The organism is Limobrevibacterium gyesilva, from assembly GCF_025989185.1.
Taxonomy (GTDB): domain Bacteria; phylum Pseudomonadota; class Alphaproteobacteria; order Acetobacterales; family Acetobacteraceae; genus Limobrevibacterium; species Limobrevibacterium gyesilva.
Genome location: NZ_JAPDNT010000006.1, coordinates 136037 through 161140, shown reverse-complemented (window position 1 = coordinate 161140; position 25104 = coordinate 136037). Strand labels below are relative to the sequence as shown.

At 69.5% G+C, this 25104-nt stretch carries 22 protein-coding genes and 1 pseudogene; 14 read left to right on the top strand and 9 right to left on the bottom strand.

Annotated elements, in window-relative coordinates; all coding sequences use genetic code 11:
• Positions 1 to 61: 61 nt before the first annotated feature.
• From OL599_RS10950 to OL599_RS10940, 3 genes are all read right to left on the bottom strand, one after another.
• Positions 62 to 709, bottom strand: coding sequence for a hypothetical protein (locus tag OL599_RS10950; protein ID WP_264713777.1), 648 nt, complete (start codon positions 707 to 709; stop codon positions 62 to 64).
• A gap of 23 nt (positions 710 to 732) precedes the next feature.
• The gene (locus tag OL599_RS10945; RefSeq protein ID WP_264713776.1) at positions 733 to 1191 is read right to left on the bottom strand and encodes a hypothetical protein; all 459 of its coding nucleotides are present in this window, start codon (positions 1189 to 1191) and stop codon (positions 733 to 735) included.
• Positions 1192 to 1413: 222 nt separating this feature from the next.
• Positions 1414 to 1878, bottom strand: coding sequence for an Lrp/AsnC family transcriptional regulator (locus OL599_RS10940; RefSeq protein WP_264713775.1), 465 nt, complete (start codon positions 1876 to 1878; stop codon positions 1414 to 1416).
• A gap of 124 nt (positions 1879 to 2002) precedes the next feature.
• On the opposite strand from OL599_RS10940, the gene OL599_RS10935 reads away from it, so the two are divergent.
• Positions 2003 to 3292 carry a cystathionine gamma-synthase family protein gene (locus OL599_RS10935; RefSeq protein WP_264713774.1) on the top strand — a complete coding sequence of 430 codons (1290 nt, stop codon included), beginning with the start codon at positions 2003 to 2005 and terminating at the stop codon, positions 3290 to 3292.
• Positions 3293 to 3338: 46 nt separating this feature from the next.
• Here the strand turns inward: OL599_RS10935 and OL599_RS10930 are convergent, their stop codons facing one another.
• The 5 genes from OL599_RS10930 to OL599_RS10910 form a co-directional block, all read right to left on the bottom strand.
• Entirely contained in the window at positions 3339 to 3917 is a 579-nt protein-coding gene (locus tag OL599_RS10930; RefSeq protein ID WP_264713773.1) for a hypothetical protein, read from the bottom strand.
• Positions 3911 to 4171, bottom strand: a complete 261-nt coding sequence (locus tag OL599_RS10925; RefSeq protein WP_264713772.1) for a hypothetical protein — start codon at positions 4169 to 4171, stop codon at positions 3911 to 3913. The genes OL599_RS10930 and OL599_RS10925 overlap by 7 nt, the downstream gene beginning before the upstream one ends.
• Before the next feature lie 192 nt (positions 4172 to 4363).
• A complete protein-coding gene (locus tag OL599_RS10920; protein ID WP_264713771.1) occupies positions 4364 to 5587 on the bottom strand; it encodes an MFS transporter in 1224 nt (407 codons plus the stop codon).
• 44 nt (positions 5588 to 5631) lie between these two features.
• A complete protein-coding gene (gene argE / locus OL599_RS10915) occupies positions 5632 to 6786 on the bottom strand; it encodes an acetylornithine deacetylase (RefSeq protein WP_264713770.1) in 1155 nt (384 codons plus the stop codon).
• On the bottom strand, positions 6786 to 7952 hold the full coding sequence (locus tag OL599_RS10910) for a pyridoxal phosphate-dependent aminotransferase (protein ID WP_264713769.1): 1167 nt from the start codon (positions 7950 to 7952) through the stop codon (positions 6786 to 6788). Before OL599_RS10910 ends, argE begins: the two co-directional genes overlap by 1 nt.
• A gap of 137 nt (positions 7953 to 8089) precedes the next feature.
• On the opposite strand from OL599_RS10910, the gene OL599_RS10905 reads away from it, so the two are divergent.
• Both OL599_RS10905 and OL599_RS10900 read left to right on the top strand, forming a co-directional pair.
• A complete protein-coding gene (locus OL599_RS10905) occupies positions 8090 to 8428 on the top strand; it encodes a hypothetical protein (protein WP_264713768.1) in 339 nt (112 codons plus the stop codon).
• 69 nt (positions 8429 to 8497) lie between these two features.
• Positions 8498 to 10069 (top strand): ABC transporter substrate-binding protein, encoded by a 1572-nt coding sequence (locus OL599_RS10900; protein WP_264713767.1) that lies wholly within the window; start codon positions 8498 to 8500, stop codon positions 10067 to 10069.
• 28 nt (positions 10070 to 10097) lie between these two features.
• Here the strand turns inward: OL599_RS10900 and OL599_RS10895 are convergent.
• Positions 10098 to 11584: pseudogene (locus OL599_RS10895) on the bottom strand (ABC transporter substrate-binding protein).
• A gap of 138 nt (positions 11585 to 11722) precedes the next feature.
• Between OL599_RS10895 and OL599_RS10890 the strand changes: the two are divergent.
• The 11 genes from OL599_RS10890 to OL599_RS10840 all read left to right on the top strand — a co-directional run bounded on the left by OL599_RS10890 (position 11723) and on the right by OL599_RS10840 (position 25016).
• A complete protein-coding gene (locus OL599_RS10890; protein WP_264713766.1) occupies positions 11723 to 13204 on the top strand; it encodes an ABC transporter substrate-binding protein in 1482 nt (493 codons plus the stop codon).
• Positions 13205 to 13211: 7 nt separating this feature from the next.
• Entirely contained in the window at positions 13212 to 14165 is a 954-nt protein-coding gene (locus OL599_RS10885) for an ABC transporter permease (RefSeq protein WP_264713765.1), read from the top strand.
• Positions 14162 to 14986 carry an ABC transporter permease gene (locus OL599_RS10880; protein ID WP_264713764.1) on the top strand — a complete coding sequence of 275 codons (825 nt, stop codon included), beginning with the start codon at positions 14162 to 14164 and terminating at the stop codon, positions 14984 to 14986. The genes OL599_RS10885 and OL599_RS10880 overlap by 4 nt, the downstream gene beginning before the upstream one ends.
• Before the next feature lie 19 nt (positions 14987 to 15005).
• Positions 15006 to 16391: an amidase gene (locus tag OL599_RS10875; RefSeq protein WP_264713763.1), complete on the top strand. Its 1386-nt coding sequence runs from the start codon at positions 15006 to 15008 to the stop codon at positions 16389 to 16391.
• Positions 16392 to 16507: 116 nt separating this feature from the next.
• On the top strand, positions 16508 to 17500 hold the full coding sequence (locus tag OL599_RS10870; RefSeq protein WP_264713762.1) for an efflux RND transporter periplasmic adaptor subunit: 993 nt from the start codon (positions 16508 to 16510) through the stop codon (positions 17498 to 17500).
• 3 nt (positions 17501 to 17503) lie between these two features.
• On the top strand, positions 17504 to 19243 hold the full coding sequence (locus tag OL599_RS10865) for an ATP-binding cassette domain-containing protein (RefSeq protein WP_264713761.1): 1740 nt from the start codon (positions 17504 to 17506) through the stop codon (positions 19241 to 19243).
• Positions 19240 to 20364, top strand: coding sequence for an ABC transporter permease (locus OL599_RS10860; RefSeq protein WP_264713760.1), 1125 nt, complete (start codon positions 19240 to 19242; stop codon positions 20362 to 20364). The genes OL599_RS10865 and OL599_RS10860 overlap by 4 nt, the downstream gene beginning before the upstream one ends.
• A 7-nt stretch (positions 20365 to 20371) precedes the next feature.
• A complete protein-coding gene (locus OL599_RS10855; RefSeq protein ID WP_264713759.1) occupies positions 20372 to 21472 on the top strand; it encodes an ABC transporter permease in 1101 nt (366 codons plus the stop codon).
• 112 nt (positions 21473 to 21584) lie between these two features.
• Positions 21585 to 22583, top strand: a complete 999-nt coding sequence (locus OL599_RS10850; RefSeq protein WP_264713758.1) for a zinc-dependent alcohol dehydrogenase family protein — start codon at positions 21585 to 21587, stop codon at positions 22581 to 22583.
• Between the two features lie 66 nt (positions 22584 to 22649).
• Positions 22650 to 23357, top strand: coding sequence for an aspartate/glutamate racemase family protein (locus tag OL599_RS10845; protein ID WP_264713757.1), 708 nt, complete (start codon positions 22650 to 22652; stop codon positions 23355 to 23357).
• A 90-nt stretch (positions 23358 to 23447) separates the two neighbouring features.
• Positions 23448 to 25016 (top strand): ABC transporter substrate-binding protein, encoded by a 1569-nt coding sequence (locus OL599_RS10840; RefSeq protein WP_264713756.1) that lies wholly within the window; start codon positions 23448 to 23450, stop codon positions 25014 to 25016.
• Positions 25017 to 25104: the final 88 nt, after the last annotated feature.

The window sequence follows — 25104 nt, the reverse complement described above, 5'->3', positions numbered from 1 at the left end:
CCCCTCGGGAGGGGGGCGCCACGAAGCCCGGGATCACCTGGCGGATGCCGTTCGCCGTCGCTCAGCGCGTGACGCCCAATGACGGATCGGTGGCCGGCAGGCCGAGCAGATCATCGACCCGGGCGACAACGCTTGGGCTCAGGCCCTTGTTGGCCGCGGGCGACAGCTGCGTGCTGCGTGCCGTGGCGATGGCCTGGTTCCGGGCTGCTCTCTCCATTGGCGTGGCCGTCGGCATTGCCAGGGCGGCGATCATGGCCCGGTCATAGGCCGCGATCTGGCCGACCCGCGACTGTGCGGCGGCTGAGGCGCGTGCCTGCGGCGACGCATGGGCCGCGTTCAGTGCGCCCAGCGCGCTGCTCAGGGCGCCAGGGCTCGCCGGCGCCGGCTCATGCGCATGCGCCCCGCCGAGCGTGGACGCCGATGCGGCATGGGGTGACCCCATGGACGCATGGCCGCTGGCGTGATCGCCGCCGGCGCCGCTGGAGGCGTTGCCGCCACCATGCCCTCCGCCTCCGCCATTCCCGTTTCCGCCGCCGTTTCCGCCGCCGTTGCCCCCTCCGTTCCCTCCGCCGTTGCCGCCCCCTGCGGCCTTGGCGTGCTTGACTGTCAGAGTGAGGTCGTGGCTCAGCGTCCACGGCGCGGTCGCCAGCGCAGCAGAAAGCGTGATGCCGACGGTCAGGAATGCCATGCGATGCAGAATGGTCGTCATTGCCGGGGTTTCCCCGTTGCGGGTCATTGAGCCAGGTCCTGTATCGCGGCAGCCACCATGCTGGTGCCCGCCGCGATCAGCAGAATGTCCGAGGCCACCCGGACATAGCGATATCCGACGGGCGCCGGACTGAGCTGGGCGATCAGGACGGCCGGCAGCGGGTAGATCACCACACTCGGAGCCAAGGGCCGCCCCACAGCCCACTGGCGCGCCTGCCCGGGTGGCAGACACCCGTTGTTCTTCTTCGCCAGCCCTGGCGGACACGAGCCACCGGAAACCATGGGCGCATAGTAGCTGCGGATCGCCATGCGGTCGCGGTCCGAGAAATCCCGCGGGCCGGCGTCGTTGCGTCCTTGCGGGCCCGCCTGCTGCCCCGGAGGTCCGCCGTTCCCGTGACCGGCCCATGGCGGCGGCTTGGCCTGGGCCCCGGCGGTCATCAGCGCGCCGGCCAGCACCGCCGACAAAACGACACGTGAATGCATGGGCACGGTCCTCTGGATGCCATTCGCACAGCAGAATGCCGGTGATTGCGGCGATCCCGTGGCGGGCTCTGCTGCCCCGACGGAAGGCTTCCCGGGGGCCGGTCCGCGAGGCCAGACACCTAGAGCCTGATCGGAACCGATAGGCGTTCCGATCAGGCTCTAGGTCTTTGTTTCATCGCGTGATTCACGCCTCCGTGTGATTCCACCTGTGGCGATCACGCTCTAATCCGCCTTCAGCGGCAGGGAGGCGGTCTTCTTCACCGTTCCCATGGCGAAATTCGATTCGATGGAGCCGATGCATTTCAGCCGGGTCATGCGCTGCTTCAGGAAGCGCTCATAGGCTTCCAGCCCCTCCACCACCACGCGCAGCAGATAGTCGCGCGTGCCGGTCATGAGGTAGCACTCCACCACTTCGTCCCAGCCGGCGATGGCGGTTTCGAACTCGGCGATGTCGTCCTCTGACTGCCGGTTGAGGCGGATGGAGGTGAACACGTTCAGCGGCAGCCCGCAGGCTTTCTGGTCCAGGATGGCGGTGTAGCCGCGGATGACCCCGCGTTCCTCCAGCGCGCGCAGGCGGCGCAGGCAGGGCGAGGGGGACATGCCGATGTGCTCGGACAGGTTCTGGTTGGTCATCCTGCCGTCCTGCTGCAGCAGGCGCAGGATGCGGCGGTCGGTGCGGTCGAGCATGATCTGCCTTCAGAATGCGTAATCCAGGCAGATCATGCCCTTCTTGCGCGGGCCTGTCGCCAATTCAGGCGAACCCTGCCGGGATTCCCCGTCTATCCTGCGGCCGCGTCCACAGGAGGCTTCCATGGCGGCATCGCGCTATCGCAAGGACCGGATCGGCAACCATCTGCTGCATCCGGAAACGCTCATGCTCGGCTACGGCTACGACCCCGCCTTGTCCGAGGGCGCGGTGAAGCCGCCGGTGTTCCTGACGTCCACCTTCGTGTTCCGCAGCGCCGAGGAAGGCCGCGACTTCTTCGACTACACCGCCGGCCGCCGCACGCCGCCCGCGGGCGACGAAGGCGGGCTGGTCTACTCGCGCTTCAACCACCCCAACAGCGAAATCGTCGAGGACCGGCTGGCGGTGTACGAAGGGGCGGAGACCGCCGTCATCTTCTCCAGCGGCATGTCCGCCATCGCCACCACGCTTCTCACCCTGGTGCGGCCGGGCGACGTGGTGCTGCACAGCCAGCCGCTCTATGGCGGCACCGAGACGCTGCTGGCGCGCACGCTGCACCCGTTCGGCGTCGGCTCCGAGGGCTTCGCGGACGGCATCGACGGCAAGGTGGTGCGCGCGGCCGCCGATGCGGCGCTGGCGAAGGGGCGCATCTCCGTCATCCTCGTGGAATCGCCGTCGAACCCGCTGAACACCCTGGTCGATCTGGCGCAGCTGCGCGTGATCGCCGACGAGATCGCGGCGCGCCAGGACGGGGTGCGGCCGTTGATCGTGTGCGACAACACCCTGCTGGGGCCGATCTTCCAGAAGCCGCTGCGGCACGGCGTCGATATCGTGGTGTATTCGCTGACCAAGTATGTCGGCGGCCACTCGGACCTGGTTGCCGGCGCGGCGGTGGGCAGCCGCGCGCGCATACAGGCGATCCGGCTGTTGCGCGGGGCGATCGGCACGCAGCTCGACCCGCATTCCGCCTGGATGCTGTCGCGCTCGCTGGAAACGCTGTCGCTGCGCATGAACGCCGCCTGCCGCAACGCCGAGATCGTGACGCGGTTCCTGGCGGCGCACCCCAACGTGGCGCGCGTCTACTATCCCGCGTTGCTGCCCAAGGATGACCCGGCGCGGGCGGTCTTCGAGCGGCAATGCACGGGCGCCGGCACCACGTTCTCGTTTGACGTGAAGGGCGGCGAGGCCGAGGCCTTCGCGGTGCTGAACGCGCTGCAGGTGTTCAAGCTCGCGGTCAGCCTCGGCGGCACCGAGTCGCTGGTCTGCCATCCCAGCAGCACCGTGCATTCCGGCGTGCCGCGGGAAACCCGCGAGCGCCTGGGCATCTCGGACGCCACGATTCGGATGTCCGTGGGCATCGAGCACGTGGACGACATCGTGGCTGACCTGACGCAGGCGCTGGCGAAGATCGGGTGAGGGGCACGGTACGGGGCTGTTCCCCGTACCGCGACCAGATCCGTCGCTATGCCTTCGGCGGCGTCTCGCGCAGCCGTTGCAGGAACTTCGTGATGTTCTCGCGGATCGAGCCTTCATTGGCCCGCTTGAGCCGGACGACGCCGATCGGGTGCTCGGAGAAGTTCGCTGTGTACGAGGCGGAAATCGTCTCAAGCAGGAGCGGCTCGTTGGCCGGGTTCATCACCTTGTAGTTCACGTGCGAGGTGACTTCCGCGTCGAATCCCATGATCGGCTGCGACAGCCCGAGCAGGTTGACGTCGATCGGGTATCTGCACGGATTGGCGTCGGCCAGCACCCCGTAGTTGCGCAGCGTGGACTGCAGCGCCTCCTTGAACTCGTCGTTGCCGACCTGGGACACCCACAGCGGGTTGGTCGTTGATCCACCGGTCACGTCGCGCACGCACATGGCGGTGGCAAGCTGCGGCGCGAAGGGCTTGGCGTCCTGCGCCGGGGTGAGCGTCATGCGCCCGGGCTCCGCCGGCGTGGCGCAGGCCGCCAGCAACGCGAGCCCGCCCAGCGCCAGGACACGTCCCGACAAGCGGGAGAGCCGGCGCGGCAGGGTCCGCAGGGTCGCGAGAGTCAGCATCGTTTCTGGTCCTTCAGGAAAGTCAGTCGTTGATTCCGGTCCTGCAGCGACCGCAGCTTGATCTGCTCCTCGCGCGACAGGTCCATTGCCAGCAGCGCCGGAAATCCGATCACCCCGGACGCAATGCCTGCCGCGATGTTGGTGTTCTCGAGTTGCGCGTCCGCCTTGGCGTATGCGGCCGCGGCGGTCGCGTTCTCCTCGATCTGCTGCTGCAACTGCGCGCAAGCCAGCGCATCGTCGTCCGGGCGGGACATGGCGAAGGGCTGGACCGGCCGTGGCGTGCAGGCCGCGCCGAACGCCAGCAGGATCAGGGCGGACGGGATCAGGGCGGGCAAAGGCCGGCTCGGGTTGCAGGGAATGACGGCCCCCGGGAGCTATCGTTGCAGGATCAATGAGAAGCCACTCTCACACCGATCCAGGAACGAATCAACCGGCCCTGGCGTCCGTCACGCCCCGACCAGGACCCGGTCCGCGCGACGCGGCCACAGTGGCCGCCGGCGGGCCACCAGCGTGCCGACCACCACGAGGTTGACGACATTGAAGGCCACGCCGGCGACGAACGCCGGCGCGTAGTTGCCGAAATGGTCGTAGATCGCGCCGCCCATCCAGCCGCCGACGGCCATGCCCGCGAGGCCGAAGAACAGCAGCACCGGCACCCGCCAGCCGGCCTCGCTGGCCGGGAACAGCTCGCGCACGCCCAGCACATAGGCCGGCACGATGCCGGAGAAACCGAGGCCGAAGGCGGCGGCGACGGTGAACAGGCCGATCTCGTCCTGGGTGGCCAGGAAGCAGGCCAGCGCGACCGCCTGGAAGGTCGAGCCGATCAGCACCGAGCGCAGCCCGCCGATGCGGTCGGCGATCCAGCCCCAGAACTGCCGGCTGACGAAGGCGCAGGCCAGCAGCACCGACAGCATGGCCGCGCCATGCGCCGCGCTGAAGCCGAGATCGGTGCAGAACGACACCAGGTGCGCGGCGGGCAGGGCCATGGGCACGCAACACAGGAACACCGCGAGCGACATCAGCCCCAGCACCAGGTTCGGCGGCCAGCCGAGGACGCGCCGTCCGGGCAGCGGGCCGGCGCCATAGCTGCCGGCGGCCGGCGCCGGCGGGGGCGGGCTCAGGAACAGCAACGCCACCGGCAGCACCAGCAGCACCTCCAGCGCACCGAAGCCCAGCATGGTCCAGCGCCAGCCGAAATGCTCGATGCCGCGCTCGAAAACCGTGGGCCAGACCGCCCCGGCGATGTACTGGCCGCTGGTGATGAGCGCCAACGCGGTGCCGCGGCGCCGATCGAACCAGCGGGTGACATAGGTCATCATCGGCGCGTTGAAGCTGCCGTTGCCCAGCAGCCCGATCAGCAGCCCATGCCCGACATACAGCCCCCACACGCCGCCCTGGGTGGACACCAGCATGCCCGCGGCCACACACAACGCGCCGAACACGACGACGCGGCGCATGCCGACGCGCTCGGCCACCCAGCCCATGGGAATGCCGCCCAGGCCGGTGCCGAAATAGGCCAGCGAGCTCGCCAGCGCCGGGATCGAGCGGGGCGTGTCCAGATCGCCCGCGATCGGCTTCAGCGCCACCACCAGCACCAGCGGCGCGCCATAGGTCACCGACAGGATCGCGAGGGCGGCGAGGGCAGCGGTCCAGGAGGCGCGGGTTTCCACGCTGCCTGCCGTGATCATTCCTGGATTCACCCGTGCCGGTCCGTCTATGCCGAAAGCCGTCGCACCACGCTTGCGATGAAGCGGTCGCAGGCGGCCAGCTGGTCCAATTCCACGTATTCGTCGGCCTTGTGGGCCTGCGCGATGCTGCCGGGGCCGCAGACGATGCTGGGCACGCCGTATTGCTGGAAGAAGCTGGCCTCGGTGCCGTAGGCGACCTTTTCCACGCTTTTGTCGACGACCAGGTCGAGCGCCATGCGGAACACCTCGGTGTCCTCGTCGGGTGCGAGGGCGGGGATGGCGTTGATCGGGATGAATTCGATGCCGGTGCCGGGGTCGATCGCCTGCATGCGGGCGGTCAGCGCCGCCGCCAGCTCCCTAAGCTCGGTGATGATCGAGTCGGGGTCGAAGCCGGGGACGTAGCGGTAGTCGAACACGAACTCCGCCAGCGCCGGCACGATGTTGGGGCCGTTGCCGCCGGAGATCAGGTTGGTCGAGATGGTGGTGAACGGCACGTCGAAGCCGGCGGCGCGCAACCCGCTCTCGCGCTCGCGATCGCTGATGTCCTGGATGCGGGCGATGATGCGGGCCGCGTATTCGATGGCATTCACCGCCGTGTGCGTCAGCGAGGAATGCGCGGCCTTGCCCGTCACCCGGCAGCGGAACACCCGGCCGCCCTTGTGCGCGGACACCAGGCGCATCGAGGTCGGCTCGCCGACGATGCAGCCGGTTGGGCGGATGTCCCAGGCACGCATGGCGGAAATCAGATGCGGGATGCCCAGGCAGCCCAGCTCCTCGTCATAGGTGAGCGCCACATGGATCGGCTGCTTCAGCTTCGCGGCGGCGTAGTCCGGCACATGGCCGAGCACCACCGCATCGAAGCCCTTCATGTCGCAGGCGCCACGGCCATAGACGCGGCCGTCGCGGACGGTGGCGGTGAACGGGTCGCTGCTCCAGTCCTGGCCGTCCACCGGCACCACGTCGACATGGCCGGACAGGACCATGCCGCCGGGACCCTCGCCGAACGTGGCCAGCATGTTCGCCTTGGTGCGGTCGGCGTTCCAGACCATCCGCGTGCGCGCGCCATGCGCTTCCATGTGCGCTCGCGCCCAGTCGATGCAGTCGAGGTTGGAGTTGCGGCTGACCGTGTCGAAGCCGATCAGCCGCTCGAGGCACGCCAGCGTGCGCGGATCGGGCTGCATCAGCCTTCCTGATAGGTGGCGACGAAGGCTTCCAGGCGGTCCATCGCCTCGGTCAGCAATTCGGTGCTCTTGGCGTAGCACAGGCGGATATGGCGTTCCGCGCCCTTGCCGAAGGCGATGCCCGGCGCCATGCCGATCTGCGCCTCGGTGACCGCGCGCTTGCAGAAGGCCAGCGTGTCGGTCACGCCGTCCACTTCGAACATGGCGTAGAAGCTGCCCTGGTTCGGCACGTTGCGCACGCGCGGCATGCGGGCCAGTCGGGCGTTCACCACCTCGCGCCCCATGCGGCAGCGCTCGGCGAAGAACTTCACGAAATCCTCGCCGTCGCGCAGGGCGGCGATGGCGCCGTGTTGCAGGAACTCCGGGGCGCCGGAGGTGTTGAACTGGATCAGCTTCTCGAACGCGTCGACGCAACCCTCGGGATAGATCACCCAGCCGAGCCGCCAGCCGGTCATCGCCCAGGCCTTGGAGAAGCTGTTGACCACGAACACCGGGTCGTTCGGCCCGGCGATGTCGAGGAAGCTGAACGCCACCGGCCGGTCATAGACCAGGCGGTGATAGACCTCGTCGGACAGGATGGCGATGTTGCGCTTGCGGGCGAAGGCCAGCATCGCCTCGGCCTGCCCGCGCTCGATCATCCAGCCCGTCGGGTTACCGGGCGAGGCGGTGTAGATCACTTTCGTCTTGTCGTCGCAGGCGGCGAACACGGCGTCGAGGTCGAGCGACCAGCCGTCATTGCCCGAGGTCATCGCCACCTCGCGCACCTCGGCGCCGCAGATCTGCATGGCCCGCATGATGTTCGGCCAGGACGGGGTGATCGTCACCACGTTGTCCCCGGGCTTCACCATGCCCTGCGCCACCAGCATCACCGCGTTCATGCCGGACGGCGTGAGCGCGATGCGGCGGTCCGGGATGTCCACGCCGTAGATGCGCTTGTTGTAGGCGATCAGCGCCTCGCGCAGCGCCGGGATGCCGCGGTTCGGGGTGTAGAAGGTCTTGCCCTCGGACAGGGCCCGGCTCGCGGCCTGGCAGATGAAGTCGGGCGTGGGCACGTCGGGCTCGCCGGCGAACATGCCGATCACCTCGGACTTGCCGTAGCCCATGCGCCAGACATCGACGATCGGGCTGTCCTCCAGAACCTCGATGTCGTGCCGGATCAGTCCCATCGTCATTCCCCGCCTGAGTTACCCCGCATGCAACCCCGGCCACGCCGCAAGGTCAACAGCAAGGCTTTGACACGGCCACGGCGGCTTATGTCACGATCTCCGGAACGAACGGAGTGGGGAATGAAAGGGGGCGAGCGATGCATCACCATCAAATAGTCCGCGCCGGCATCGGCGTGGCCATGGGGTTGGCAACCATTTTGGGGGCGACCGGCGCCGGCGCCAAGCCGACGGACCTGTACAGTGTGGCGATGCCGATGGCAGATGGCGCGGCATCGGGCGACGCGTCGGCGCTGGTGGTGCTGGATGCCCACCATCTGGGCAACGCCACCCTGGCAGCGGCGTGGCAGCGCGTTGACGCCTCCATGTGGCAGACGAACCCCCCGCCGGTGCTGGCGGCACCGTGGCGCCGGGCCGACGCGCATGCCTGGACCTATCAATGCGGCGCCGATTGCGCGCAACTCCCTGGGAGGATCTGACCCCGGCATTCTTTGACTCGCCCGGGACGCCGACGGAATATCCGCGGCAACGAGGCGAGGGGGAAGGCGATGCGATTTCATTTTAAGGCCATGCTCGGCGCAATGGCGGCACTCGCCCTTGCCGTGCCGGCACAGGCCGCCGACCTGAAGCTGGCGCTGAGCTCCTCCCCCAGCGCGATGGACCCGCAATTCCACAATCTCGGCGCCAACCTGAACGTGGCGCAGAACATGTTCGATACGCTGGTGCGCATGGACGCGGACAGCCGGCTGATGCCGTGGCTCGCCGAATCCTGGCGCGTGATCGACGACCGCACCTGGGAATTCCGCCTGCGCAAGGACGTGCGCTTCCATGACGGCACCAAGCTGACCGCCGACGACGTGATCTGGTCGCTGGACCGGCCGGCGACCCTGGTGAACAGCCCCGCGGGATTCGGCATCTACACCCGCTCCATCGCCACCAAGACCGCGGTGGACGCGACCACGCTGCGCATCACCACCAACGGGCCCTATCCGCTGCTGCTGAGCGACCTCAGCGTGATCTATATCCTCAACCGCAAGGCGACCGAGGGGCTGGCCGCCGAGGATTTTGCGCGCGGCAAGGGCATGGTCGGCACCGGCCCCTATCGCTTCGTCTCGTTCCAGCGCGATGACCGGGTCGAGCTCGCGCGCAACGACACCGCCTGGGGCACGGGCCCGGCCTGGGACCATGTGAGCGTGCGCTTCATTCCCAACAACGCCTCGCGTCTCGCCGCCCTGCTGTCCGGCGACGTGGACGCGATCGAGGGCGTGCCGACCGCCGACCTCGCCCAGGTCAAGGCGAACCCGAAGCTGGTCTACGCGCAGAAAGTGTCGGGGCGGCTGGTCTATTTCTATGTCGATTCCGGCCGCGCCGACACGCCGCAGGTCACCGCCAGGGATGGCGGCAAGCTTGCGAAGAACCCGCTGGCCGACGAGCGGGTGCGGCGCGCCATGTCGATGGCGATCAACCGCGAGGCGATCGCCGACCGGGTGATGGCAGGGCTGGGCTATCCCACCAACAACCTCGTGCCGGAAACGCTGTTCGGCTACGACCCCACGCTGACCGTGGTGAAGTTCGACCCCGAGGGAGCGAAGCGGCTCCTGGCCGAGGCCGGCTATCCCGACGGATTCGCCCTCACCATCCACGGCCCGAACGACCGCCTGGTGAACGACGCGCAGATCGTGCAGGCCGTCGCCCAGATGCTCACCCGCATCGGCATCGCCGCCAAGGTGGAGACGATTCCGATGGCGTCCTATGCGTCGCGCGGCGCCAAGGGCGAGTTCTCGTTCGGGCTGATCGGCTTCGGCTCGCAGACCGGGGAATCCAGCTCGATCCTGCGCGCCATCATCGCCTGCCAGAACCCGAAAAGCGGCGGCGGACTCTATAACTGGAGCCACTACTGCAACCCGCAGGTGGATGATTACCTGACCAGGGCGCTGGCCACCGTCGACGACCAGGCGAGGCTGGACCTGCTGCGCAAGGCCGCACATCTCGCGGTGACGACGGAAGCGATCATCCCCTTGCACTTCCAGGCCACCACCTGGGCCGCCCGCAAAGGCATCGCCATCGAACCGCGCACGGACGAACGCACCTTCGCCGCGAGCTTCCGGCCGGTGCCTTAGGCAGGCGCCCCGGGCGTTCCGCGCCTCGTCACGGCGCCCAGGACATGTCCATCAGGAAGAACGCCTCGTTGGCGGTCGGCTGCCATTTCACTTCCTTGCGCGCGGCGAACATCATCACGTCCTGGTAGAGCGGCACCGCGGCGACGTCGTCGTGGATGATGGTCAGGGCGCGGCGGTAGTGGTCCAGGCGGGATTTCTCGTCGAGCGTGTCACGGCCGGCCTCGATTTGCGCGTCCAGCGCCGGGTTGGTGTATTTCGACCACTGGCTGCTGCTGTGGAACAGCGGGAACAGCACCCCGTCGGCGTCCTGGCAGCCGCAGGACCAGCGGAAGAAGCTCACCTCGCCGGCCTCTTCGGGCCGCCCCTGGCGCAGGCGCAGATAGGTGCCGATATCGACCATGCCGATCTGGGCATCGAGGCCGATGTCGCCGAGCATCTGGTGGATGGCCTGCACCACCCGCTGGTCGAAGCTGGGGGCGGTGGGGAAGGTCACCTTGGTGCCGGGCGCGATGCCGGCTTCCTTCAGCAGGGCACGGGCGCGGGCAGGATCGTATTTGTAGCCGGGCAGGCCGTCGATCCAGCCGAAATTGGAGGGCGGCATCATCTGGTCGACGGATTTGCCGTAGCCTTTCAGCAGGGCTTCCACGATCAGGTCGCGATCGATGGCGTGCGCGATGGCCTCGCGCACGCGCTTGTCCTTGGTCGGCCCCACCAGGGCGTTCAGCGCGATCATCGCCACGCGCTCGACCGGCGTCCACAGCACCTTGATCTGGCGTTCGGACTTCAGTGCATCGGCGTCGTCGGTCAGCAGGATGCGGGTGATGTCGGAACGGCCGCTGCGCAGGTTGGCCAGCCGGGTGCTCTCGTCCGGCACCGGCCGGAACTCGACGCGCGGGAACGGCGGGGTGCCGCGCCAATAGTCCGGGACCGCCGCCAACTCGGCTTTCACGCCGCGGGTGAAGCCGGTCAGGCGATACGGGCCGCTGCCGACGGGGGCCTGGTTGAAGGCTTCGTTGCCGAGCTTCTCGACCGCCGCCTTCGGCACGATGGACAGCTTGGTGAGCTGCGCCAGCAGCACCGGATAGGCGCGCTTCGTGGTCAGGCGGACTTCGTTCGGGCCAGTGACCTCTGCGGCGGTGATGGTGTCGAACTGGCTGAGCTGCGGGCTTTTGAAGGCCGGGTCGGTGATGCGCCGGAGCTGAACACCACGTCCTCGGGCGTCAGCTTCGTGCCGTCATGGAAGGTGATGCCGTCGCGGATCTTGAAGGTGATCGCCGTGTCGGACTGGTACGACCATGCGGTCGCGACCTGTGGCACGATCTTGCCGGACTGGTCGCGAGTGACCAGGTTGTCGAACACGTTGCGGTAGACGAAATAGCTGTCCGGGTCCCACTGCACCTGCGGGTCGAGCGAGGCCGGGCTGCCCACCGTATCGACAACGAAGACGTCGCGGTTCGCCCAGGCCGGCGTTGTCACAAGCAGGATGGCGGCGGCAAGGGCATGGCGGAGGGACATGGACGCCTCGGCTGCTGTTGGATCGATGCGAGTGTGTGGCCGGTTACGCTGCGACGCAACACTCCCGCGGCGCCTGCTCTTGACCGATGGGGGATGCGGCTGTTGCACTCCGCAGCGACACGCAAGGGAGAGCTCGCCATGAGCCGATATCTCGCCACCGCGCTGGCCACCGCCGCGCTGGCCGCGACACTGGGTGCGGCCCCGGCGCAGGCCAAGGACACGCTGACGCTCGGCATGGTGCTGGAGCCGCCGCATCTCGACCCGACCGCCGGCGCCGCCTCGGCGATTCGCGAGGTGACCTACGCCAACATCTTCGAGGGCCTGACGCGCATCGACGCCAGGGGCGAGGTGCAGCCGGCGCTGGCGGCGAGCTGGACGGTGTCGCCGGACGGGCTCACCTACACGTTCAAGCTGCGCACGGGGGTGAAGTTCCACGACGGCACGCCGTTCGACTGCGGGATCGTGAAATTCTCCTACGAGCGCGCGGTGGCGCCGGACAGCGTGAACGCGCAGAAGGGGCTGTTCGAACCGATCGCCGGCACCGCCTGCCCCGACCCCGCCACGGCGGTGGTCACGCTGAAGCGGCCAGCCGCGGGCTTCCTGTTCGGCATGGGCTGGGGCGACGCGGTGATGGTGGCGCCGAATTCGGTGGCGACCAACAAGACCAACCCGATCGGCACCGGGCCGTTCCGCTTCACCCGCTGGGTGAAGGGCGACCGGGTGGAGATGGTGCGCAACGCCGACTACTGGGGCGAGAAGCCGAAGCTGGCGGCGGCGACGTTCCGCTTCATCGCCGATCCGTCGGCGGCCACCGCGGCGGTGATGGCCGGCGACCTCGACGCCTATCCGAACTTCCCCGCGCCCGAGGCGCTGGACGCCATCCGCAAGGACCCGCGCTTCACCGTGCGCGTCGGCACCACGGCGGGCAAGACGATCCTGGCGCTGAACAACGACCGCAAGCCGTTCAGCGACCTGCGCGTGCGCCGCGCGCTGGCCTATGCGGTGGACCGGGCCGCGCTGATCGACGCGCTGTCGAGCTACGGCAAGCCGATCGGCTCGCACTACATTCCCGGCGATCCCGGCTATGTCGACCTCACCGGCGCGTATCCGTACGACCCCGCCAAGGCGAAGGCGCTGCTGGCCGAGGCCGGCGTGAAGCCGGGCACGGAGATGGTGATCAAGCTGCCGCCGCCGGCCTATGCGCGGCGCGGCGGCGAGGTGATCGCGGCGATGCTGGAGCAGGTGGGCATCACCGCGAAGCTGGTGCCGGTGGAATGGGCGCAGTGGCTGGACCAGGTGTTCAAGCAGTCCGATTTCGACATGACCATCATCAGCCACACCGAGGCGCGCGACCTCGACATCTACGCCCGCGACAAATACTACTTCAACTACCAGAGCCCCGCGTACAAGGCGCTGTACAAGCAGTACCAGGAAGCGGTCGATCCGAAGGCGCAGCTCGCATTGCTGGAGCAGTTGCAGCGCAAGCTGTCGGAAGACGAGCCGAACGTGTTCCTGTACGCGCTGGCCAAGGTCGGCGTGTGGAACGCCAGGCTGCGCGGCCTGTGGGACAACAACCCGATCCCCGCGAACGACCTGACCGGGGTGTCCTGGGCGGACTAGCGTTGGGGTGAGCGGGTTCATCGCCCGGCGGCTGGTGGCGCTTGTCCTGACGCTGCTGGCGGCCTCGCTGGTCGTGTTCCTGGTGCTGGACGTGCTGCCCGGCGATCCCGCGTCGCTGATGCTGGGCACGTCGGCGCGCGAGGACACGCTGGCGGCGCTGCGCCACCAGATGGGCCTCGACCAGCCGGCATGGGTTCGCTACCTCGCCTGGATCTGGGGCCTCGTGCGCGGGGATTTCGGCATCAGCTACACCTACAGCGTGCCGGTCTCGGAATTGATCGGCCAGCGCGTGATGGTCAGCCTGCCGCTGGCGGTGATGGCGATCCTGCTGTCTACGGCGATCGCCATTCCCGTCGGCGTGCTGGCCGCAGCGCGGCGCGGGCGGGCGGCCGACACCACGCTGATGGGCATCGCGCAGGTGGGCGTGGCGTTGCCGAATTTCTGGCTGGGGCTGCTGCTGATCCTGCTGTTCGCGGTGACGCTGCCGTTGTTCCCCGCCAGCGGCTTCGCCGGCTGGGACAAGGGCGCGTGGGCCGCGATCCGCTCGCTGCTGCTGCCGGCGCTGGCGCTGGCCTTGCCGCAGGCGGCGATCCTGGCGCGTGTCACCCGCTCGGCGGTGCTGGAGACGTTGGGGCAGGACTATGTGCGCACGGCGCTGGCCAAGGGGCTGACCGGGGCGGCGGCGCTGTGGCGGCATGCGGTGCCGAACGCGCTGATCCCGGTGGTGACGATCATCGGGCTGCAGTTCTCGTTCCTGATGGCCGGCACCGTGATCATCGAGAACGTGTTCACCCTGCCGGGCCTGGGCCGGCTGATCTTCCAGGCGATCGCGCAGCGCGACCTGATCGTGGTGCAGGACCTGGTGGTGCTGCTCGCCGGCAGCGTCATCGTGGTGAATTTCCTCGTCGACCTCGCCTATCTCGGGCTTGATCCGCGCATCAGCCGGGAAGGGGCGCAATGAACCGCCCCTGGCGCCGCAGCAGCCTGCTGGTCGGCGGCGTGCTGACCGTCGCGATGGTGGCGATGGCGCTGGTCTCGCTGGTCTGGACGCCGTATCCGCCGACGAAGATCGACATCCTGCACAAGCTGGCCGCGCCCTCGGCCGCGCATCTGCTCGGCACCGATCCGTTCGGGCGCGACGTGCTGTCGATGATCATGGCCGGCGCGCGCAGCTCGCTGTCGGTGGCGCTGATCGCGGTGGTGGTGGGGGCGGGGATCGGCATTCCGCTGGGCGCGCTGGCGTCCGCCATGGGTGGCTGGATCGACAACCTGGTGATGCGCGCCACCGACCTCGCTTTCGCCTTCCCGGCGCTGCTGACCGCGGTGATGATCACCGCGCTGGCCGGGCCGGGGGCGGTCAATGCCATGCTGGCGATCGGCATCTTCAACATCCCGGTGTTCGCCCGCGTGGCCCGCGGTGCGGCGCTGGCGGTGCGCGCGCAGGAGTTCGTCATGGCCGCACGCGCCACCGGGCGCGGCGAGGCCGCGATCATGTGGCGCCACGTGCTGCCCAACATCTCCGCGGTGCTGCTGGTGCAGGCGACGATCCAGTTCGCGCTGGCGATCGTCGCCGATGCCGGCCTGTCCTATCTGGGCCTGGGCACGCAGCCGCCGTTTCCCAGCTGGGGGCGGATGCTCAACGACGCGCAGACCTTCATCTACCGTGCGCCGCTGCTGGCGGTGTTCCCGGGGGTGGCGATCACCCTGTCCGTGCTCGGCCTGAACCTGCTGGGCGACGGGCTGCGCGACCTGCTGGACCCGCGCCTGTCGCGCGAACGTTGATTGGAACCGGAGGCTTGCCATGACCGACCTGCCCGATCTCAGCGCCGTTGAACTGCTCGATGCCTACAAGGCGCAGTCGCTGTCGCCGGTGGAGGTGACCGAGGCGGTGCTGGCGCGCATCGCGGCGTTCGAGCCGGCGCTGAACGCCACCTGGGCGCTCGATCCCGAGGGCGCCCGGGCGGCGGCGCGCGAGTCCGAGGCGCGCTGGCGGCGCGGCGCGCCGGTGGGCGCGCTGGACGGCGTGCCCATCACCATCAAGGAGAACATCGCGACCAAGGGCACGCCGGTGCCGCTGGGCACGGCCGCGAACGACCTGGTGCCGGCCGCCGGGGACGCGCCGCCGGCGGCACGCGTGCGCGCGGCCGGGGCGGTGATCCTGGGCAAAACCACCATGCCCGACTACGGCATGCTGTCCTCTGGGCTTTCCAGCTTCCACAAGCTGGCGCGCAATCCCTGGAACACCGATTGCAATCCCGGCGGCTCGTCGGCCGGCGCCGGCAGTGCGGCGGCGGCGGGCTACGGGCCGCTGCATCTCGGCACCGATATCGGCGGCTCGGTCCGCCTGCCCGCGGGCTGGTGCGGCATCGTCGGGCTGAAGCCGAGCTTCGGGCGCGTGCCGATCGATCCCCCCTATATCGGCCGCGTCGCCGGCCCGATGACCCGCACCGTGGCCGACAGCGCGTTGCTGATGGAGGTGCTGTCGCAGCCGGACTGGCACGACCACATGAGCCTGCCGCCAGCGGACATCGCCTGGCGCGCGCTGGACCGCGACGTGAAGGGGCTGCGCATCGGCGTGCTGGCCTATCCCGGCATCGGCGCGGCCGCCGAGCCCGAGGTGCAGGCGGCGGTCGCGGCGGCGGCGCGGCTGTTCGAGGCGCAGGGCGCGATCGTGGAGCCGGTGGCGCCGTTCCTCACGCCGGAGATGCTGGATGGCCTCGACCGGTTCTGGCGCACCCGCTCCTGGTCCGACTATTCGCGCCTGCCGCGGGAGCGGCGCGAGAAGGTGCTGCCGTTCATCCGCGCCTGGATCGAGGCGGCCGAGGGGCTTTCCGGGCTGGAGGTGTATCGCGGCTTCAACCGCATCATCGAAATGAGCGCCGCCGCGGTGCAGGCCTGCCAGCCTTATGACTTCATCATTTCGCCGACCGCGCCGATGCCGTCCTATCGCGCGGACTGGCCGTGCCCGACCAACGATCCCGCGCGCCCGTTCGAACATATCGGCTTCACCGTCGCCTTCAACATGTCCGAGCAGCCGGCGCTCTCGATCAACTGCGGCTACACTGCTGGCGGCCTGCCGATCGGCCTGCAGATCGTCGGGCACCGGTTCGATGACCTCGGTGTGCTGCAGCTGGGGCGCGCGTGGGAGCGGATGCGGCCGGCGCAACGTCCCTGGCCGGTGGCCTGAACGGTGCGCCCGCGCGCCGCAACCGGCTCTCCTTGATGCATGTCAACGCCCCGTAACCGTGTAGCATGCATAAGCAACCCGTCCCGGGCGCCCGGGAGGGGCGAGGGAGAGCGAGGTTGGCGAGTTTCGGGACGGTCCGGCGCGTAGTGCTGCCGGTGGTTGTGCTGGCCGCGCTGGCCGGGGTTGGGGTGCTGGCGGTCGAGCGCGCCCGGTCGGTCCCGTCGCCGGGCACGATGTTCGGCAATGTGGAGATCCGCCAGGTGGACCTCGCCTTCCAGGCCGCGGGCGCGGTCCAGGCTATGGCCAGGCGGGAAGGCGACGCGGTCAGGTCCGGCGAACTGGTCGCCGAACTGGACGACGCAACCTACCAGCAGGCCTACGCCCTGGCGGAGGCGCGGCGCGACGCGGCCAAGGCGCAGCTCGATCTGTTGCTGGCCGGCACGCGGCCGGAGCAGATCGACCAGGCGCGCGCCAATGTCGCCAACGCCCAGGCGACGCTGGCGCATGCCGAGGCGACCTTCGCGCGCCAGGAGGATCTGGTGCGGCGCGATGTCGCGTCGCGGCAGGCCTATGACGATGCACGGATGGCGCTGGACGCCGGGCGTGCCGCATTGGCGCAGTACAAGGCGGCGCTGGCCGAGGCGGTGGCGGGGCCGCGACCGCAGGAGATCGAGGCCGCGCGCGCGCAACTGCGCTCGGCTGATTCCACGGCCAAGCTCGCCGCGGTGCAGCTGTCCCATACCCGCTTGACCGCGCCCACCGACGGCGTGGTGATGACGCGGGTGATCGAGCCCGGAACGGTGGTCCTGCCGGGATCGGCGGTCTACTCGATAGCCATCGCCGGCGAGGTGTGGGTGCGCGCCTTCGCGCCCGAGCCGCTGCTGGGCCGGGTCGCGCCGGGCACCGAGGTGCGGGTGTCGAGCGATGGCGGCCATGCCTGGCGCGGGCGCGTCGGCTATGTCTCGCCGGTGGCGGAGTTCACGCCGAAGACCGTGGAGACGCCCGAGCTTCGCACCCAGCTGGTGTATCGCCTGCGCATCCGCATCGAGAACCCGGACGACGCGCTGCGCCAGGGCATGCCGGTGACGATCCAGCTTCCGGGCGGCTGAGCCATGCCCCCGGCATTGGCGGAGATCAGCGGCCTGCGCCACGTCTTCCCCGGTGCGCGCGGGGCGCCGCCGCGGGTGGCGCTGGACGGCATTTCAGCCGTTATTCCGCCGGGCATGATCACCGGGGTCGTGGGCCCGGACGCCGCCGGCAAGACCACGGTGCTGCGCCTGCTGGCCGGGCTGTTGCGCCCCACTGGCGGGCGGGTGACTGTGCTGGGCCACGATATGGCGACGGACGCGCAGGCGGCGCATGCCGGCATCGGCTACATGCCGCAGCGCTTCGGGCTGTATGAAGACCTCAGCGTCGCCGAGAACCTCTCCTTGTTCGCCGACCTGCACCAGCTGCCTGCCGGGTTGCGGACCGAGCGCGTGGCGCGGCTGCTGCGCTTCACCGGCCTCGCCCCGTTCACCGCGCGGCTGGCGGGACAGCTCTCCGGCGGGATGAAGCAGAAGCTCGGCCTCGCCTGCGCCCTGCTGGCGCGGCCGCGCCTGCTGCTGCTGGACGAGCCGTCGGTGGGCGTGGACCCGGCATCGCGGCGCGAGCTGTGGTCCATCGTGTCGCAGATGCTGGAGGAGGGGCGGGAGGACGGGATGGGCGTGGTCTGGGCCACCGCCTATCTCGACGAGGCCGAGCGCTGCGGCCAGGTGCTGCTGCTGCACGAGGGGCGGATGCTGGCGGCCGGGCCGCCGGCCGGGTTCCTGGCCCCGATGCAGGGCCGGGTGTTCCGGCTGGCGGTGCCGGCGGCGTCCCGGCGCGACGCCGCGCGGCGGGCCGCAGCACATCCGGGCGTGCTGGACGCCGCGGTCCAGGGCGACACGCTGCGGCTGGTCCTTCACGCGGATGCGGCAGTCCCGGACGCCGCGTCCCTTGGCGGCACCGCGCTGGCACCGGCGCCGCCGCGCTTCGAGGACGGCTTCGTCGACCGCCTCGCCACGGCTGCCGCGCCGCCGCCGCCGACGGAGCCGATCCGCCCGCAAGCGGGCGACGGCCCCGCCATCGAGGTGCGCGACCTGGTGCGGCGCTTCGGGGCGTTCACCGCGGTGGACCATGTGAGCTTCTCGGTGGCGCGCGGCGAGATCTTCGGCCTGCTGGGGCCGAACGGCGCGGGCAAGTCCACGACCTTCCGCATGCTATGCGGCCTGCTGCAGCCCAGTGGCGGCACGGCGCGCGTGGCCGGGCAGGACATGCTGCGCGCGCCCGCGGCCGCGCGCGCGCGCATCGGCTACATGGCGCAGCGCTTCTCGCTCTATGGCGAATTGTCGGTCGCCGAGAATCTGGCATTCTTCGCCCGCGTCTACGGCCTGTCCCGCGCCACCCGGGCGCAGGCCATCGCACAGGCGCTGCAGCGCTACGACCTTGCCGGTGTCGCGGGCGACGTCGCCGGCAACCTGCCGCTGGGCGTGAAGCAGCGACTGGCCCTGGCGGCCGCCTTGCTGCACGGGCCGGACATCCTGTTCCTGGACGAGCCGACCTCGGGCGTGGACCCGCTGACCCGCCGCGCCTTCTGGGCCCGCATCGGCGCGCTGGCGCAGGCCGGCGTCACTGTGCTGGTGACCAGCCATTTCATGGACGAGGCAGAGTATTGCGACCGGCTGGCCATCGTCAGCGCCGGCAGGCTGGTGGCCACCGGAACGCCGGCGGAGTTGCGCGCCCGCGTGCGCAGCGCGGGCCTGCCCGATCCGACGCTGGAGGACGCGTTCATCGCCCTGGTCGCGGCCGGGCCGGCGGAGCTGGCGGCATGACAAGCTGGATGCGCATGCGCGGCCTGGTGCGCAAGGAGGTCCTGCAGATCCTGCGCGACCCCTCGGCCCTGCTGATCGCCTTCCTGCTGCCGGTGCTGCTGCTGGTGGTGAACGGCTTCGGCATTTCGCTGGATGCGCGCGAGATGCGTGTGGCCGTGCTGGTGGAGGCGCCGGCCGAGGACACGCGCGAAATCCTGCAGGCGCTCGCCGCCTCGCCCTATCTCGACGTCGTCCGCGTGGACAGCGCCGCCGCCGGCGAGGCCCGGATGATCGCGGGCGACGTGCGCGGCATGCTGGTTCTGCGCGAGGAGTTCGCCGAGCGCCTGCGCCGCCCCGCGCGCTGGCCTGCGCCGGCGCAACTGGTGGCGAATGCGACCGACCCCAACACGGCGCGGGTGCTGGAAGGCTATGTGCAGGGGGCGCTGCTCACCTGGCTGAGCGGCCGCGCGCATGAATTGCGGCTGCTGCCGTCCGGCGGCATTTCGCTGGAGCATCGCTACTGGTTCAACCCCGAGCTGCGGTCGGCGGATTTCATCGTGCCGGGCATGATCGCCTACGTCATGTCCATGACTGGCACGTTGCTCACCGCGCTGATCGTGGCGCGCGAGTGGGAGCGCGGCACGATGGAGAGCATGCTGGCGAGCCCGGCCCATATGGGCGAGCTGATCGTGGCCAAGCTGGGCTGCTATTTCGTGCTGAGCATGGCCGCGATGCTGGGCGCCGTCGCGATGGCCATTCTCCTGTTCGGCGTGCCGTTCCGCGGCGGCATGCTGCCGCTGCTCGCGGCGTCGTCGCTGTTCCTGGTGTTCGCGCTGGCGCTGGGGCTGTTCATCTCCACGCTGGCGCGCAACCAGTTCGTGGCGGCCCAGCTGGCGTTCCTGGTGACGATGATGCCGGCGTTGATGCTGTCGGGCATGCTGTTCGACATCGCCTCGATGCCCGCCTGGCTGCAGGCCGTCACCTACGCGGTGCCGGCGCGCTATCTGGTGTCGATCCTGCAGACACTGTTCCTGGCAGGCACGGTGTGGGAGCTGCTGCTGCCGAACCTCGCGGCGCTTGCGGTCGCGGCGGCGCTGGCGGTGGGCGCCACGCTGACCGTGACCCGCCGGCGCCTGGACTGAGGCCGTCATGCTCGGCCGCATCCTCGCCTTGGTCCTGAAAGAGCTTGCCTCGTTATGGAAGGACCAGAAGACGCGCATGGTGCTGCTGGTGCCGCCGCTGGTGCAGGTGATGGTGTTCGCCTATGCCGCGACCTACGAGGTGACGCATGTGCCGATCGGCATCTGGAACGAGGATGCCGGGGCGCAGGGGGCGGAACTGGTGCGGCGCTTCGCGGCGTCGCCGGCCTTCCAGGTGGCGGCCGCGCCGGCCGGCCCCGCCGACGCGGCAGCCGCGCTCGACGCCAAGCGGCTGGCCGCGGTGCTGCACGTGCCGCAGGATTTTTCCGCCAACGTGCTGGGCGGGCGCCGGGCGCAGGTGCAGCTGCTGCTGGACGCGCGACGCTCCAACACCGCGCTGCTGGTCAACGGCTACGCCACGGCGATCGTGGGACAGTTCGCGCAGGACCTGAAACCGTCGCCGCCGCCGCCCTTGGCGATCGTGACGCGCGACTGGTTCAACCCGACGCTTGAGCCGCAATATTTCATCCTGCCCGGGCTGGTGGCGGTGCTGTCGCTGATGATCGCGATGCTGGTGAGCGCGCTGTCGCTGGCACGCGAGCGCGAGCTGGGCACGTTCGAGCAGATGCTGGTGACCCCGCTGCGGCCGGCGGAGATCCTGGTGGGCAAGGCGGTGCCGGCGGTGCTTGTCGGCATGCTTGAAGCCAACATCGTGGTAGCGGCGTCGCTGCTGTGGTTCCGCGTGCCGTTCACCGGCAGCGTGCTGCTGCTGGAGTCGGCCCTGCTCGTCTACATGCTCGCGGGCGTGGGGGTCGGGCTCGCGATCTCGTCCTTCGCGCGCACGCAGCAGCAGGCGATCCTGGGCGTGTTCGTTTATGCCTCGCCGGCGATCGTGCTGTCCGGTTTCGCCGCCCCGGTGGAGAACATGCCGCCGGGCGTGGAGTGGCTGAGCCGGCTCGACCCCGTTCGGTATATGCTGGTGATCGCGCGCGGCACCTTCCTGCAGGACATGCCGTTCTCCGTGGCGCTGCATTCGATCTGGCCGATGGCGCTGATTGCGGCGGCACTGATGGGCATTGCGGTGGTGGCTGTGCGCCGGGCGGTGGCGTAGAGCAATATCGGCGTAGATGGAATCGCGCAGCGATTCCATGCCGACGAAATTGCTCGCGAAACATGAGCCGGGGCAGGTTCGTCTGAAACGAACATGCCCCAGGGAGGCGGATATGCACGCGATGGTTCTGCGGCGGGCCTGCGAGGCGTTGCAGCCGATGGAGCTGCCGCTTCCCGTGCCGGGGCGCAAGCAGGTGCTGATCCGCGTCTGCGCCTGCGCGGTGTGCCGCACCGACCTGCATGTGGTGGACGGCGAGTTGGCGGACCCGAAGCTGCCGCTGGTTCCCGGCCACGAGATCATCGGCCGCGTGGTCGAGGTCGGGGCCGATGTCGACCGGTTCCGCACCGGCGAGCGCGTCGGCGTGCCCTGGCTCGGCTGGACCTGCGGGGCCTGCGCCTATTGCCGCTCGGGGCGGGAGAACCTGTGCCCGCAGGCGCGCTTCACCGGCTACCAGATCGACGGCGGCTACGCCGAGTACACCGTCGCCGACGAGCGCTATTGCTTTGCCATCGATCCCCGCTTCGGCGATGCCGAGGCGGCGCCGCTGATGTGCGCGGGACTGATCGGCTACCGCACCCTGCGCATGGCCGGCGATGCCCGGCGGCTGGGGATCTACGGCTTCGGCGCGGCCGCCCATATCGCCGCCCAGGTGGCGCGGCACGAGGGGCGCGAGCTCTATGCCTTCACCCGGCCGGGCGACGTTGCCGCCCAGGACTTCGCCCGGCGCCTGACCGGCGGCTGGGTCGGCGGGTCCGACGAGATGCCGCCGGACCCGTTGGATGCGGCGCTGATCTTCGCCCCCGTCGGCGCCCTGGTGCCCGCGGCGCTGCGCGCCACCGCGCCGGGCGGGGTGGTGGTGTGCGGCGGCATCCACATGAGCGACATCCCGTCCTTTCCGTATTCCATCCTGTGGCAGGAGCGCACGCTGCGCTCCGTCGCCAACCTCACGCGGCGTGACGGCGAGGAGTTCCTCGGTTTGGCGCCGAAGATCCCGGTGGTGACCGAGACCGTCACCCTGAACCTGTCGCAGGCCAACGAGGCCCTGGCCCGGCTGCGCGAGGGCCGGCTGACCGGGGCCGCGGTGCTGGTGCCGGACGCCGCGAGCGGTTAGCCTCCCCGTCCGGCGGATCCGAGGGCGCGCACCCGGTCGCCGCGACGCAAGCGGACGAGAGATCTCATGGCGAGGAAGACCTATTACGGCGTGACCATCGGCATCCTGATGGTCGAGACCTATTTCCGCCGCTTCGCCGGCGACATCGGCAACGCCGAGACCTGGCCGTTCCCGGTGCAATACAAGGTGGTGCGCGGCGCCACCCCCGCCAACATCACGCAGCTGCAGGACAACGTGCTGCTGGAGCCGTTCAAGCGCGCCGCGCAGGAGCTGATCGACGAAGGCGTGGACGGCATCACCACCACCTGCGGTTTCCTGGCCTATTACCAGCAGCAACTCGCGGCGTTCTGCAGCGTGCCGGTGGCCACCAGCGCGCTGCTGCAGGGGCCAATGGTGGCGCGCACGCTGCCGCGCGGCGGGCGGATCGGCATCCTCACCTATGACGAGGCGGCGTTGACCGCCCCCTATCTCGAAGCGGTGGGGGTGGACCCGGCGACCCCCGTTGTCGGCGTTCCCGCCGGTTCCGAATTCCGCCGCTCAATCCGCGACGGCGACGCTGCCGTGCCGTACGACGTTCTGGAAGCCGAGGTGCTGGCCACCGCTGGCCGGCTGATGGACCATGGCAATATCGGCGCCATCATCTGCGAGTGCACGAACCTGACGCCGTTCTCCGCCGCCATGGCCGAGCGGTTCGGCGTGCCGGTGTTCGATTCCGTGAGCCTGGTCCACTGGTTCCACCAGGGATTGCGGCCGCGGCAGTTTCCGAGGCGCTAGAGCATGTATGTCGCGAGCAATTTCATCGGCATGGAATCGCTGCGCGATTCCATCTGCGCCGATATTGCTCTGATGCGAAAGGGAGCCGTAATGCGCAGGATCATCGGTGCAGCCGTGGCGCTGTGCCTGGCGACGTTTGCCGCGAACGCCGCGACGTTGCGGGTGTCGTCGGCCGGTGATGCGGGCACGCTCGATCCGCATTCCCAGAACATCATCCCGACGGCGCAACTGCTGCGCCAGATCTACGAGCCGCTGGTCAATCGCGGCCCGAGCCTGGAGCTGGAGCCGGCGCTGGCCGAAAGCTGGTCCGCGATGGAACCGACGCGCTGGCGCTTCAAGCTGCGCGCCGGCGTGAAGTTCCAGGACGGCAGTCCGTTCACCGCCGATGACGTCGTGTTCTCGCTCAAGCGCGCCGCGGCGCCGAGCTCCAACTACGGCAACTTCGTCGATACCGTCGTGCGCGCCGAGGCGGTCGATCCGCTGACCGTGGACGTGATCACCAGCGAGCCCGATCCCATCCTGGTCGACAAGCTCAGCAGCGTCGTGATCATGAGCAAGGCCTGGTGCGAGGCGAACAATGCCACGGCACCGCAGAACGCGGCACAGGCGCAGGAAAGCTACACCACGCGCCACACCAACGGCACCGGCCCCTACCAGCTCACCAGCCGCGAGGCGCAGGTGCGCACGGTGCTGGACCGCAACGCCGCCTGGTGGGGCACGATGAAGGGCAACGTCACGCAATACGTGTCGCTGCCGATCGCCAACGCCTCCACCCGCCTCGCCGCGTTCCTGTCGGGCGAAGTGGACGTGCTGCTGGATCCGCCGCTGCAGGACATCCCGCGGCTGCGCGAGCGCAGCGACGTGCGCGTGCTGCAGGGTCCGGAGATCCGCTCGATGTTCATCGTCATGGACCAGGCGCGTGACGAGCTTCTCTACAGCGACGTGAAGGGCCGCAACCCGCTGAAGGACCACCGGGTGCGCCAGGCGCTGTACCAGGCGATCGACATCCAGGCGATCCGCAGCCGTATCCTGCGCGGCTTCGCGCTGCCCGCCGGCGTGCTGTTCGGCCCGGGCGTGCGCGGCTACGACAAGGCGATCGACCAGCGCCTGCCGCTGGACATCGCCAAGGCGAAGGCGCTGCTGGCGGAAGCCGGCTATCCCGACGGCTTCGCCATCACGCTCGACTGCCCGAACAACCGCTACATCAACGACGCCGACGTGTGCACGGCGCTGGGCGCGATGTGGGCGAAGATCGGCGTGCGCGTGGCCGTGAACGCGCAGCCGCTGGCGACGTTCTTCCCGAAGGTCCAGCGCAAGGACACCAGCATGTTCTTCCTCGGCTCCGGCTCGCCGACGCTGGACGCCTACTACATCCTGCAGATCCACCTGCTGCCGCCCACCGGCCGGCCGGGCGACGGGGCATGGAACCTGGGCGGCTACAACAATCCGGCGATGACCGACCTGATCAACAAGGTGCGCGCCGAGCTTGATCCGGGCAAACGCGACACGCTGATCCATGAGGTGCTGGCGCTGTACAAGCAGGACATCCCGAACCTGCCGCTGTACCACCAGGAAATCGCCTGGGCGGCGCGTGCCAATGTCGATGTGCACATGCGGCCGGATAACGAGCTTGAGGCGAAGTGGGTGACCGTCAAGTAGAAGGCGAGGGGCCGGATCGCCCGGCCTGCGTCATACCAGCGGCCATGAAGAATGACCGCTGGTACGAGTCGTTATTTTGCGCGCCGCC

Excerpts from the sequence above, each read along its gene's own strand:
- OL599_RS10950 (WP_264713777.1), bottom strand. The coding sequence starts at position 709 with ATGACGACCATTCTGCATCGCATGGCATTCCTGACCGTCGGCATCACG.
- OL599_RS10945 (WP_264713776.1), bottom strand. The coding sequence starts at position 1,191 with ATGCATTCACGTGTCGTTTTGTCGGCGGTGCTGGCCGGCGCGCTGATG.
- OL599_RS10940 (WP_264713775.1), bottom strand. The coding sequence starts at position 1,878 with ATGCTCGACCGCACCGACCGCCGCATCCTGCGCCTGCTGCAGCAGGAC.
- OL599_RS10935 (WP_264713774.1), top strand. The coding sequence starts at position 2,003 with ATGGCGGCATCGCGCTATCGCAAGGACCGGATCGGCAACCATCTGCTG.
- OL599_RS10930 (WP_264713773.1), bottom strand. The coding sequence starts at position 3,917 with ATGCTGACTCTCGCGACCCTGCGGACCCTGCCGCGCCGGCTCTCCCGC.
- OL599_RS10925 (WP_264713772.1), bottom strand. The coding sequence starts at position 4,171 with ATGTCCCGCCCGGACGACGATGCGCTGGCTTGCGCGCAGTTGCAGCAG.
- argE (WP_264713770.1), bottom strand. The coding sequence starts at position 6,786 with ATGCAGCCCGATCCGCGCACGCTGGCGTGCCTCGAGCGGCTGATCGGC.
- OL599_RS10910 (WP_264713769.1), bottom strand. The coding sequence starts at position 7,952 with ATGGGACTGATCCGGCACGACATCGAGGTTCTGGAGGACAGCCCGATC.
- OL599_RS10905 (WP_264713768.1), top strand. The coding sequence starts at position 8,090 with ATGCATCACCATCAAATAGTCCGCGCCGGCATCGGCGTGGCCATGGGG.
- OL599_RS10900 (WP_264713767.1), top strand. The coding sequence starts at position 8,498 with ATGCGATTTCATTTTAAGGCCATGCTCGGCGCAATGGCGGCACTCGCC.
- OL599_RS10890 (WP_264713766.1), top strand. The coding sequence starts at position 11,723 with ATGAGCCGATATCTCGCCACCGCGCTGGCCACCGCCGCGCTGGCCGCG.
- OL599_RS10880 (WP_264713764.1), top strand. The coding sequence starts at position 14,162 with ATGAACCGCCCCTGGCGCCGCAGCAGCCTGCTGGTCGGCGGCGTGCTG.
- OL599_RS10875 (WP_264713763.1), top strand. The coding sequence starts at position 15,006 with ATGACCGACCTGCCCGATCTCAGCGCCGTTGAACTGCTCGATGCCTAC.
- OL599_RS10865 (WP_264713761.1), top strand. The coding sequence starts at position 17,504 with ATGCCCCCGGCATTGGCGGAGATCAGCGGCCTGCGCCACGTCTTCCCC.
- OL599_RS10860 (WP_264713760.1), top strand. The coding sequence starts at position 19,240 with ATGACAAGCTGGATGCGCATGCGCGGCCTGGTGCGCAAGGAGGTCCTG.
- OL599_RS10855 (WP_264713759.1), top strand. The coding sequence starts at position 20,372 with ATGCTCGGCCGCATCCTCGCCTTGGTCCTGAAAGAGCTTGCCTCGTTA.
- OL599_RS10850 (WP_264713758.1), top strand. The coding sequence starts at position 21,585 with ATGCACGCGATGGTTCTGCGGCGGGCCTGCGAGGCGTTGCAGCCGATG.
- OL599_RS10845 (WP_264713757.1), top strand. The coding sequence starts at position 22,650 with ATGGCGAGGAAGACCTATTACGGCGTGACCATCGGCATCCTGATGGTC.
- OL599_RS10840 (WP_264713756.1), top strand. The coding sequence starts at position 23,448 with ATGCGCAGGATCATCGGTGCAGCCGTGGCGCTGTGCCTGGCGACGTTT.